This is a genomic window from Methylophaga sp. (assembly GCF_965655755.1).
Lineage (GTDB): Bacteria > Pseudomonadota > Gammaproteobacteria > Nitrosococcales > Methylophagaceae > Methylophaga.
In genome coordinates, this window is record NZ_CBFHHW010000045.1 from 1 (window position 1) to 10,541 (window position 10,541).

Below are 10,541 nucleotides of genomic sequence, written 5' to 3' on the forward strand. Positions count from 1 at the left end.
TTCAATACTTCGACAATCATCACCAAGACTACTGTGCTGATCATGATCAGACGCTCGACAGCGGTGACATCCAAAAAAAAGCTTAAAATCGTGAGACCGATAAACACCATAAATTCCTGACGGAATGCTTCCTCGTGTTTTAAAGCGGACTTCAGTCCCTGCCAAGAGTAGATGAGCGCATAGAACAGACGAGCGATGCCACGGTTCTTTTCCATAAATTCCTCAGTATGTCAGTTGCTTAAATGTTTGAATAGTAAACAAACATTATTAACAGCATGTTAAAATTACCATCTTTTTCTCTATTTAAGTTTGTTGGTGCGTTATGAGTTACCAGGATCATTTTGATGTCATTGTTGTCGGTGGCGGCCATGCCGGAACCGAAGCAGCGCTTGCGTCTGCCCGTCAGGGCGTGAAGACATTATTGTTGACTCAGAATATCGAAACCTTAGGTCAAATGAGCTGTAACCCGGCAATTGGTGGCATTGGTAAAGGCCATCTGGTGAAGGAAATTGATGCGCTGGGTGGCATTATGGCTCAAGCAGCGGACCGCGGCGGTATTCAATTCCGTACCTTGAATTCAAGCAAAGGGCCGGCAGTGAGAGCAACCCGTGCTCAGGCGGATCGTGTTCGCTACAAAGCTGCTGTGCGTGCCTACCTGGAAAACCAACCTAATCTGTATATCTTCCAGCAAGCTGTTGACGATCTGGTTGTAGAAAATGATCGTGTTGTCGGTGTGGTGACGCAAGTCGGCTTAAGATTCTCTGCAGAATCAGTAGTGCTGACAGTTGGTACGTTCCTGGGTGGGTTGATTCATATTGGTATGCAAAATCATCAGGGTGGTCGTGCCGGTGATCCGGCATCGATTGCTCTTTCACAGCGCCTACGGGCATTACCATTCCGGGTTGATCGTCTGAAAACAGGTACGCCACCGCGTATTGCAACCAATAGCATTGATTTTTCAGTACTGACGGAACAACCGGGCGATTCACCGACACCAGTGTTTTCATTCCTGGGCAAGCGTGAACATCATCCTGATCAGATTTCCTGTTATATCACCCATACTAATGAACAAACTCATGAGGTTATTCGCAATAATCTGGATCGCTCACCTATGTATGGCGGTGAAATTGAAGGTATCGGTCCACGCTACTGTCCTTCAATAGAAGACAAAGTGGTTCGCTTTGCAGACAGATCAGCCCATCAGATTTTTCTTGAACCTGAAGGTTTAGAGTGTGGTGAGGTCTATCCAAACGGCATTTCAACCAGTCTGCCGTTCGACGTCCAATATGAGATTGTGCGTTCGATGAAAGGTCTGGAAAAGGCCCATATCACTCGTCCGGGCTATGCAATTGAGTACGACTTTTTTGATCCCCGTGATTTACAACCAACGCTTGAAACCAAGCATATGCAAGGCTTGTTCTTTGCCGGTCAGATCAACGGTACAACCGGCTATGAAGAAGCCGGTGCTCAGGGGCTGATCGCTGGTTTGAACGCTGGCTTGAAAGCACGAGGTATGGATACATGGTATCCACGCCGTGATGAAGCCTACATAGGTGTATTGATCGATGATTTGATCACATCAGGCACGCGCGAGCCGTATCGCATGTTTACCAGCCGTGCTGAGTATCGTCTGATGTTACGCGAAGATAATGCCGATATTCGCCTGACGCCGATAGGACGGGAGTTAGGGATTGTCGATGATGAGCGCTGGGCAGTATTCAGTACCAAGCAGGACGCAGTCGCAAAGGAGAATGCGCGTCTACAAAGCTACAAATTCGTACCGGAAAAAATCGATCAAACCAAAGCGGAATCGGTTCTGGGCGAGAAGCTCAACAAGGTGACCAGTGCAATCGAGCTATTACGTCGTCCTAAAGTCGATTATGCGATGCTGCTTCGATTAATGGAGAGTGAGCAGGAAGTCGCTGATGATGTGGCTGAACAGGTAGTCATTCAGACCAAATATTCGGGTTACATCAACCGTCAGCAAAATGAGATTGACCGTCTGCAGCGTAACGAAAATATGGCATTGCCAACAGACATGAATTATAAAAATGTACGTGGTTTATCCAATGAAGTACGGGAAAAACTGGAGCATGCACGCCCTGTAAATCTGGGGCAGGCGGCACGCATTTCCGGTGTGACGCCTGCGGCAGTATCATTGTTGCTGGTGCATTTAAAACGAAGCGGTCTGAGCGAAGCCAGTTAATGGCAGACGCAGCATTAGAATCGCAGCTGGAAAAAGGCTGTGAAGCGCTCGATTTAGTATTGGATATGGAACAGCAGCAAAAGCTGCTGGATTATCTTGCGTTGATGCAAAAATGGAATAAGGTCTATAACCTCACTTCTGTCCGGGATCCTGCGCAAATGCTGTCGCGGCATATTATTGATAGCCTTTCTGTTTTACCCTACCTTGATGCGGCCAGCTTGTTGGATGTGGGCACCGGTGGTGGCTTGCCGGGTATTCCTGCAGCGATTGTCCATCCTGATTGCGCAGTTACGCTGCTGGACAGTAACTCCAAAAAAACCCGTTTTCTGCACCAAGTGAAAGCAGAGCTTGGCCTGAACAACGTCACAGTTGTGCATGGTCGTGTGGAACAGGTATCTTTACCCAAGTTTGCTATTATCACTGCTCGTGCATTTGCCAGCATTGATGACATTGTGAAACTGGCGGGTCAGCATTGCAAAAAGGGTGGTCAACTGGTCCTGATGAAAGGTGTTTATCCGTCAGAAGAACTACAGTTTGATTCTACTGAGTTCCGGCTGGATGATGTAGTGACGCTTAAGGTGCCAGGATGTGATGGCGAACGACATTTGGTGAGACTGATTAAGGATAAAGACTGAGAATGGGAAACATATTCGCAGTGACAAACCAGAAAGGTGGCGTGGGTAAGACCACTACGACGGTTAATTTAGCCGCATCACTCGCCGAGTATGGTAAAAAAGTGCTTCTCATCGACCTCGACCCGCAGGGTAATGCTACAACTGGTTCCGGGATCGACAAAAACGAAATCAAAAATAGCAGTTACGAAGTCATCATGGCGGAAGCCAAGGCGATGGATTCCATCATCAGGCCGGAGGGGCTGGATTTTGATGTTATGCCTACTAACTCAGACCTGACAGCAGCCGAAGTCGAGTTGCTGGAAAGTAAGTTACGCGAACATCGGCTGCGCATTGCGCTCGAGTCCACCCGCGAGAAATATGACTTCATTCTGATTGACTGTCCGCCGTCATTAAGTATGCTTACCGTAAATGCACTGGTCGCATCACAAGGCGTTTTAATCCCCATACAGTGTGAATATTATGCCTTGGAAGGTTTATCCTCACTGTTAAGAACCATTGATCGGGTCAAACAAAAAGCCAATACAACGCTGGAAATTACGGGTTTGTTGAGAACGATGTTTGATGCCCGTAATAATCTGGCGAATCAGGTTTCTCGCCAACTCATCAATCATTTTGGTGGCAAGGTGTTTCATTCCATTATTCCCAGGAATGTACGTCTGGCAGAAGCACCAAGCCATGGTTTGCCTGTATTAAACTATGACCGGGGCTCGCGTGGCTCGATAGCGTACATGGCCCTTGCCAGTGAATTGATGCGAAGACAAACAAAAACAAACGGCTGAAATAACAGGATATTGCCATGGTGAGTAAAAAAAGAGGTTTAGGCAGAGGGCTTGATGCCCTGCTGGCAGATGTCAATCAGCAAGACAGCAAAGTCGACCTGGATGATAGTCTGCAAAACTTTCCTCTGGATAAGATTCAACCGGGCAAATATCAGCCTCGTATGGATATGTCTCAGGAGTCGCTGGAAGAACTGGCTGACTCGATTCGCGCGCAGGGACTGGTCCAGCCCATTGTCGTTCGTCCCGTTGATGGTGGTCAATATGAAATCGTCGCCGGTGAGCGCCGCTGGCGTGCATCGCGTATGGCTGGCCTTGAAGTTGTACCGGTCCTGATCAAGGATGTGTCAGATCGCAGTGCAATAGCGATGGCACTGATTGAAAATATTCAACGCGAAAATCTCAACCCAATGGAAGAGGCCAACGCGCTGTGCCGGTTACTTGAAGAGTTTGAAATGACTCATCAACAGGCTGCCGAGGCTGTCGGTAAATCACGTGCCGCGGTGACCAACCTGTTACGTCTTCGCAATCTGAATGAGGATGTAAAAAAACTGGTCGAAAATTGTGACCTGGAAATGGGGCATGCCCGTGCCTTGTTGGCATTGGAAGGTGACACTCAAACCGAGACTGCTGGACAGATTGTCGAAAAAGGCTTGTCTGTGCGGGAGACAGAGCAGCTGATACGACGGGTGCTCAATCCGAAAAAAAGTCAGCAAAAACAGTCAGACCGTGACCTGGATGAAATCCATGCAATCGAGGCAGCGATTAAACAAAAAATCGATTCCGCAGTGAGTATTAAGCATACGGCTAGTGGAAAGGGGCGACTAGTTATCAATTACACCAATATGGATGAATTGAAAAAACTGATTAAAAGAATAAAGTAAGTCGAAAATTTCATTGACCGCCCAAGCGGTGAGTCTCTATAATGTCCTGATTTGCTTGACGCAAATTTAAATCCTGCGGATAAAAATGGAACGATTAGCTCGCTTACGGCCACTGATACGTATTGTTACGTGGCAGGTAATGGCACTGGTGCTAATGACTTTATCTGCATGGTGGCAGGGGATTGAGCTGGCGTTTGCAGCGGCTTTCGGCGCTTCGATTGCAGTTATCAATACTTTGTTAATGATATGGCATATCCGCAGAGCAGTGGAGACTGCAGGAGCCGATGCCGAGAAAAATCTAGGTAGAGCATACAGGTGTGTAGCAGAACGTTGGCTCAGCACTGTAATAATGTTTGGTACCGGTATTTTCCTACTGGAATTGAATATTACAGCGTTGATGGTCGGCTTCATTGTTGCGCAACTTGCGATGTTTTTGGGAAATACTAACCGGGCTTGAAACCGAACATGGCTAGTGAAACGATTACTACATCAGAATACATCAAGCATCACCTTCAAAATCTGACTTTTGGGCAGAAACAAACAGAAATAGAGCCTGGAGTCTGGGCTCCTTCAGGTGAATTAGGCTTCGCGACATCCGCACAAGAAGCCGCAAACATGGGCTTTTGGTCGATCAATGTTGACACCATGTTTATGTCCTTCCTACTCGGCGCGCTGATGATGTGGTTCTTCCGCAGCGCAGCCAAAAAAGCTTCCGCCGGTGTGCCAACTGGCATGCAAAACTTCGCGGAAATGATCATAGACTTCATCGATGATACTGTGAGAGGCTCCTTCTCCGGTGGTAAAAACAATCTTATTGCACCGCTCGCATTAACCATTTTCGTCTGGGTTTTTCTGATGAACCTGATGGATTTGATTCCGGTTGATTTGATACCGATGGCAGTAGCACAGGGTGCGGCGGTGTTATTTGGCGCTGACCCGCACCATGTTTTCTTCAAAATTGTACCGTCAACCGATCCGAACGCGACATTGGGTATGGCCCTTTTTGTCTTTGCCTTGATGCTGTTTTATAGCTTCAAAATCAAAGGTGTTGGTGGCTTCGCTGGTGAATTGGCTTTCCAACCATTTGGTAAATGGGCATTGCCTATCAACTTGGTTCTGGAAACCGTTACCTTGATTGCGAAACCATTCTCACTTGGCCTGCGGTTGTTCGGAAACATGTATGCCGGTGAAATGGTATTTATACTGATCGCGACGATGTATGGCGCAGGTCTGGTATTGGGTTCTTTTGCTGGTCTGTTACAGGTCGGCTGGGCGATTTTCCACATTCTGATTATCACACTACAAGCGTTCATCTTTATGGTGCTCACAACGGTGTATCTGGATATGGCACATCAAGAACATCATTGATGTTTAATGGGTTTTAATTTTTTATTTTTAGTCTTTACTTAAATTTGTAGGAGAGAAAAATGGATATGGGTTTAGTTTACATTGCTGGTGCTCTGATGATCGGCTTGGGCGCATTGGGTGCTGCGATTGGTGTTGGTCTGTTGGGTGGACGCTTCCTGGAAGCAGCTGCACGTCAACCTGAGTTGGTGCCAATGCTGCGTACACAGTTCTTCCTGGTAGCGGGTCTGGTCGACGCGGTTCCTATGATCGCTGTTGGTTTGGCTATGTACGTTCTGTTCGCGGTTGCTGGTTAAGACAGTTAAGCACTTCCTAATCGCGATTAAATAGAGGTACAGGCATGAATATCAATGCAACCTTGATAGGCCAGATGATTGCTTTTGCAGTCTTTGTTGCCTTCTGCATGAAATATGTATGGCCGCCCATCATGCAAGCGCTTGAAGAGCGTAAGAAGAAAATTGCTGATGGTCTTGCTGCTGCAGAAAGAGGCCGTCATGAACAAGAGCTGGCCGAGAAACGTGCACAGCAAGTTATCCACGAAGCCAAAGACCAAGCGAATGAGATTATTTCGCAAGCGCAACGTCGTGGTAACGAAATTGTGGATGAGTCTAAGGATAATGCCCGCGTTGAAGGTGAGCGCATTCTGACATCGGCTAAAGCCGAGATTGATCAGGAAGCAAACCGTGCACGCGATGAATTGAAAGCACAGGTTGGCAGTATTGCGCTGACAGGTGCAGGCAAAATTCTTGGCCGTGAAATTGATGAAAAGGCCCACACCGATTTGCTTGACGAATTGGTAAGTCAAATATAGAGGAAAGTTAGGATGGCAGAAGCAATAACCATCGCTCGTCCCTATGCAACCGCCATTTTTGCGATTGCACAGGAAAAAGGCGAGTTGAAGAAGTGGTCTGACCTGCTTGCGGTTCTGGCGCAATGCGTCGAAGAACCAGAGATGCAATCCATAATTACCAGCCCTGCAGTAAGTGATGAGCAGGCTGTTTCAGTATTGGCAGACATTGCCGGTGACTTGATGACAGCTGATGCGAAAAACTTCTTACTGTTACTGGCAGAAAATGATCGTCTGTTGTTTTTGACAGATGTAACCGTTCTGTTCGAAGAGCTGCGCGAAGAAGCTGAAAAATCGATGACTGCTGATGTCATATCAGCGCGTGAATTATCAGCCGAACAAGCAGATAAAATCTCAGCCGCTTTGAAAAAGCGTTTGGGACGTGATGTCTCGCTCAACACCAGCATTGATGAAAGCTTGCTGGGCGGCGCAATCATTCGAGCAGGGGATCTGGTTATTGATGGATCTGCCTTGGGTAAACTGAACAGACTGGCCAACGCTATTAACTAAGCGGCCCGTTTATAGAGGAAACAGAGATGCAACTGAATTCAGCAGAAATCAGTGACCTGATTAAAAAGCGTATCGAAAGCTTTGATGGGGCCACTGAAGCGCGTACAGAAGGTACTATTGTCGGTGTAAGTGATGGTATCGTTCGTATTCATGGCTTAGCCGATGTTATGTCAGGGGAAATGCTGGAATTTCCGGGCAATACCTTTGGTATGGCTCTTAACCTTGAGCGTGACTCAGTCGGTGCGGTTGTACTGGGTGACTATCAACATCTTTCAGAAGGCGACAAAGTTAAATGTACAGGTCGTATTCTTGAAGTACCAACAGGCGAAAGCATGCTGGGTCGTGTTGTTGACTCGCTGGGTCAACCAATCGATGGTAAAGGTGAGATTAACGCCGAAAGCTCTTCTCCAATCGAGAAAGTGGCTCCTGGTGTTATCGCTCGTCAATCAGTCGACCAACCAATTCAAACGGGTTTGAAATCGATCGATGCGATGATTCCTGTTGGTCGGGGTCAGCGTGAGTTGATCATCGGTGACCGTCAAACCGGTAAAACAGCCATCGCTATTGATGCCATCATCAACCAAAAAGGCACAGGCGTTAAATGTGTTTATGTTGCGATTGGTCAAAAAGCCTCCTCTATTGCGAACGTGGTTCGTAAATTAGAAGAGCACGGCGCGCTGGAACACACCGTTATCGTAGCGGCTGCTGCTTCTGACTCTGCTGCATTACAATTTATCGCACCTTACGCGGGCTGCTCCATGGGTGAGTACTTCCGTGATAAAGGTGAAGATGCGTTAATCATCTATGATGATTTGACTAAACAAGCATGGGCTTACCGTCAGGTATCTCTATTGCTGCGTCGTCCACCGGGTCGTGAAGCATACCCTGGTGACGTTTTCTATCTGCATTCACGTTTGCTGGAACGTTCTGCTCGTGTCAACGCAGACTACGTAGAACAAATCACTAATGGTGAAGTGAAAGGCAAAACGGGTTCATTGACTGCTCTGCCTATCATCGAAACCCAGGCGGGTGACGTATCCGCGTTCGTACCGACCAACGTAATCTCGATTACAGATGGTCAGATCTTCCTGGAAACGGACTTGTTTAACTCAGGTATCCGTCCAGCGATTAACGCGGGTCTGTCGGTATCACGTGTAGGTGGTTCTGCTCAAACGAAAATCATCAAGAAACTGGGTGGCGGTATTCGTCTTGACCTGGCTCAGTACCGTGAATTGGCAGCATTTGCTCAGTTCGCTTCTGACCTTGATGAAGCAACACGTGCTCAAATCAGTCGTGGTCAACGTGTCACCGAACTGATGAAACAAGCTCAGTATCAACCTCTGTCAGTTGCTGAAATGGCTATTTCGCTGTTCGCAGCAAACGAAGGTTTCATTGACGATGTTGACGTAAACAAAGTAGGCGACTTTGAATCAGCCTTGCTTTCTAACATGCGTTCAAACGAAGCTGACTTGATGGCGACAATTAACGACACCGGTAACTTTAATGACGACATTGCGGGCCAAATGCGCACAGCAATCGAGAGCTTTAAAAAAACCGGAAGCTGGTAATCGGAGCATAAGTCATGGCTAGCGGTAAAGAGATACGGACTCAAATTGGCAGCATCAAAAATACGCAGAAAATCACTTCTGCTATGGAGATGGTTGCCGCGAGTAAAATGCGTAAGGCTCAAGATCGCATGGCAGCGACACGTCCTTATTCAGACAAGATTTACAATGTTATTCAACATTTGGCTTTTGCCCATCCTGAGTACAAACATCCGTACTTGCAGGATCGTGAAGAAACCAAACGTGTTGGCTACATCGTGATTTCGTCTGATCGTGGGCTATGTGGTGGTCTTAATAACAACCTGTTCAAGACAGTTCTGAAAGAAATTAAAGAAAAGTCTGACAAAGGTATGGAAGTGGATGTCTGCACCATTGGTCAGAAAGCATCTTCTTTCTTCGGCAGACTGCCAGTAGATCATGTTGGTCAAGCTGTTCAACTGGGGGATGCACCGCATGCTCATGAGTTGATCGGCACAGTCAAAGTTATGCTGGATGCTTACAATGAAGGCAGAATCGACAGCTTATACCTTGTCTATAACGAGTTTGTGAACACCATGACTCAGGATGACAAAGTGGTTCGCCTGCTGCCGGCAAAACCTGAAAAGCCTAGCAAAGAGCTGTCCCATCACTGGGACTACATTTACGAACCGGATGCAAAAGAAGTATTGGATGATTTACTGGTCCGCTACATTGAGTCTTTGGTTTATCAAGGTGTTGTAGAGAACATTGCCTGTGAGCAAGCGTCTCGAATGATTGCGATGAAAAGCGCGTCAGACAATGCGGGTGACCTTATTGACGACTTGCAACTGGTTTACAACAAAGCTCGACAGGCTGCGATTACGCAAGAGATCTCCGAGATTGTTGCAGGTGCCGCTGCGGTATAACTGATATAGATATTTAAGAGGAAGCGAGATGAGCTCTGGAAAGATTGTTCAAATTATCGGCGCGGTAGTCGACGTGGAATTTCCACATGATGCCCTGCCTAAAGTATATGACGCCCTCATGGTTGAAGAAGCTGGCTTAACGCTGGAAGTTCAACAACAATTGGGTGACGGTGTGGTTCGTGCGATTGCCATGGGTACCACTGATGGCCTGAAACGTGACTTGGCTGTGTCAAACACAGGTGAAGCGATTAGCGTTCCTGTCGGTCAGAAAACACTGGGCCGCATCATGGACGTACTCGGTAAGCCAATCGATGAAAAAGGCGATATTGGTGAAGAAGAGCGTTGGGGTATCCATCGTAAAGCACCAAAATTCGACGAACTGGCAGCCAGTAACGAATTGCTGGAAACCGGTATTAAAGTTATCGACTTGGTCTGCCCGTTCGCTAAGGGTGGTAAAGTCGGTCTGTTTGGTGGTGCCGGTGTTGGTAAAACCGTCAACATGATGGAATTGATTCGTAACATCGCGATCGAACACAGTGGTTTCTCTGTATTCGCCGGTGTGGGTGAGCGTACTCGTGAAGGTAATGATTTCTATCACGAAATGACGGACTCAAACGTTATCGATAAAGTATCACTGGTTTACGGTCAGATGAATGAGCCACCAGGTAACCGTCTGCGTGTTGCGTTGACTGGTTTGACCATGGCCGAGTTCTTCCGTGATGAAGGTCGTGACGTCCTGTTCTTCGTAGATAACATCTACCGTTACACACTGGCCGGTACCGAAGTATCAGCATTGCTGGGTCGTATGCCTTCAGCGGTAGGTTACCAGCCGACTCTGGCGGAAGAAATGGGTGTGCTGCAAGAACGTA

The 10,541-nt window shown here is 47.3% G+C and carries 13 protein-coding genes; 12 read left to right on the forward strand and 1 reads right to left on the reverse strand.

Going from position 1 to position 10,541, the window contains the following annotated elements:
* Positions 1–215, reverse strand: a 215-nt coding sequence (locus ACTF5U_RS11590) for a diacylglycerol kinase (RefSeq protein WP_438971791.1), incomplete at its 3' end; no start/stop codon positions are given.
* A gap of 107 nt (positions 216–322) precedes the next feature.
* Here ACTF5U_RS11590 and mnmG point away from each other — a divergent pair.
* From mnmG to atpD, 12 genes are all read left to right on the forward strand, one after another.
* Positions 323–2,206, forward strand: coding sequence for a tRNA uridine-5-carboxymethylaminomethyl(34) synthesis enzyme MnmG (mnmG, locus tag ACTF5U_RS11595; RefSeq protein WP_438971792.1), 1,884 nt, complete (start codon positions 323–325; stop codon positions 2,204–2,206).
* Positions 2,206–2,841 (forward strand): 16S rRNA (guanine(527)-N(7))-methyltransferase RsmG, encoded by a 636-nt coding sequence (gene rsmG, locus ACTF5U_RS11600; RefSeq protein WP_438971793.1) that lies wholly within the window; start codon positions 2,206–2,208, stop codon positions 2,839–2,841. The genes mnmG and rsmG overlap by 1 nt, the downstream gene beginning before the upstream one ends.
* Positions 2,842–2,843: 2 nt before the next feature.
* Positions 2,844–3,620, forward strand: a complete 777-nt coding sequence (locus ACTF5U_RS11605) for a ParA family protein (RefSeq protein ID WP_438971794.1) — start codon at positions 2,844–2,846, stop codon at positions 3,618–3,620.
* 17 nt (positions 3,621–3,637) lie between these two features.
* Positions 3,638–4,501 (forward strand): ParB/RepB/Spo0J family partition protein, encoded by an 864-nt coding sequence (locus ACTF5U_RS11610; RefSeq protein WP_438971795.1) that lies wholly within the window; start codon positions 3,638–3,640, stop codon positions 4,499–4,501.
* An 85-nt stretch (positions 4,502–4,586) separates the two neighbouring features.
* The gene (locus ACTF5U_RS11615; RefSeq protein ID WP_438971796.1) at positions 4,587–4,958 is read left to right on the forward strand and encodes an ATP synthase subunit I; all 372 of its coding nucleotides are present in this window, start codon (positions 4,587–4,589) and stop codon (positions 4,956–4,958) included.
* A gap of 8 nt (positions 4,959–4,966) precedes the next feature.
* Positions 4,967–5,869 (forward strand): F0F1 ATP synthase subunit A, encoded by a 903-nt coding sequence (gene atpB, locus ACTF5U_RS11620; RefSeq protein ID WP_438971797.1) that lies wholly within the window; start codon positions 4,967–4,969, stop codon positions 5,867–5,869.
* A gap of 59 nt (positions 5,870–5,928) precedes the next feature.
* Positions 5,929–6,162, forward strand: a complete 234-nt coding sequence (gene atpE, locus ACTF5U_RS11625) for a F0F1 ATP synthase subunit C (RefSeq protein WP_007144166.1) — start codon at positions 5,929–5,931, stop codon at positions 6,160–6,162.
* 44 nt (positions 6,163–6,206) lie between these two features.
* On the forward strand, positions 6,207–6,677 hold the full coding sequence (locus tag ACTF5U_RS11630; protein WP_438971798.1) for a F0F1 ATP synthase subunit B: 471 nt from the start codon (positions 6,207–6,209) through the stop codon (positions 6,675–6,677).
* Between the two features lie 12 nt (positions 6,678–6,689).
* Positions 6,690–7,223: a F0F1 ATP synthase subunit delta gene (locus ACTF5U_RS11635; protein WP_438971799.1), complete on the forward strand. Its 534-nt coding sequence runs from the start codon at positions 6,690–6,692 to the stop codon at positions 7,221–7,223.
* Positions 7,224–7,249: 26 nt separating this feature from the next.
* Positions 7,250–8,791: a F0F1 ATP synthase subunit alpha gene (atpA, locus tag ACTF5U_RS11640; RefSeq protein ID WP_438971800.1), complete on the forward strand. Its 1,542-nt coding sequence runs from the start codon at positions 7,250–7,252 to the stop codon at positions 8,789–8,791.
* 14 nt (positions 8,792–8,805) lie between these two features.
* Positions 8,806–9,672, forward strand: coding sequence for a F0F1 ATP synthase subunit gamma (gene atpG, locus ACTF5U_RS11645; RefSeq protein WP_438971801.1), 867 nt, complete (start codon positions 8,806–8,808; stop codon positions 9,670–9,672).
* Between the two features lie 28 nt (positions 9,673–9,700).
* Positions 9,701–10,541 (forward strand): F0F1 ATP synthase subunit beta (gene atpD / locus ACTF5U_RS11650; RefSeq protein ID WP_438971802.1); only part of this gene is annotated, 841 nt, incomplete at its 3' end.

Excerpts from the sequence above, each read along its gene's own strand:
- atpA (WP_438971800.1), top strand. The coding sequence starts at position 7,250 with ATGCAACTGAATTCAGCAGAAATCAGTGACCTGATTAAAAAGCGTATC.
- mnmG (WP_438971792.1), top strand. The coding sequence starts at position 323 with ATGAGTTACCAGGATCATTTTGATGTCATTGTTGTCGGTGGCGGCCAT.
- ACTF5U_RS11630 (WP_438971798.1), top strand. The coding sequence starts at position 6,207 with ATGAATATCAATGCAACCTTGATAGGCCAGATGATTGCTTTTGCAGTC.
- ACTF5U_RS11610 (WP_438971795.1), top strand. The coding sequence starts at position 3,638 with ATGGTGAGTAAAAAAAGAGGTTTAGGCAGAGGGCTTGATGCCCTGCTG.
- ACTF5U_RS11635 (WP_438971799.1), top strand. The coding sequence starts at position 6,690 with ATGGCAGAAGCAATAACCATCGCTCGTCCCTATGCAACCGCCATTTTT.
- ACTF5U_RS11605 (WP_438971794.1), top strand. The coding sequence starts at position 2,844 with ATGGGAAACATATTCGCAGTGACAAACCAGAAAGGTGGCGTGGGTAAG.
- rsmG (WP_438971793.1), top strand. The coding sequence starts at position 2,206 with ATGGCAGACGCAGCATTAGAATCGCAGCTGGAAAAAGGCTGTGAAGCG.
- atpG (WP_438971801.1), top strand. The coding sequence starts at position 8,806 with ATGGCTAGCGGTAAAGAGATACGGACTCAAATTGGCAGCATCAAAAAT.
- atpB (WP_438971797.1), top strand. The coding sequence starts at position 4,967 with ATGGCTAGTGAAACGATTACTACATCAGAATACATCAAGCATCACCTT.
- atpE (WP_007144166.1), top strand. The coding sequence starts at position 5,929 with ATGGATATGGGTTTAGTTTACATTGCTGGTGCTCTGATGATCGGCTTG.
- ACTF5U_RS11615 (WP_438971796.1), top strand. The coding sequence starts at position 4,587 with ATGGAACGATTAGCTCGCTTACGGCCACTGATACGTATTGTTACGTGG.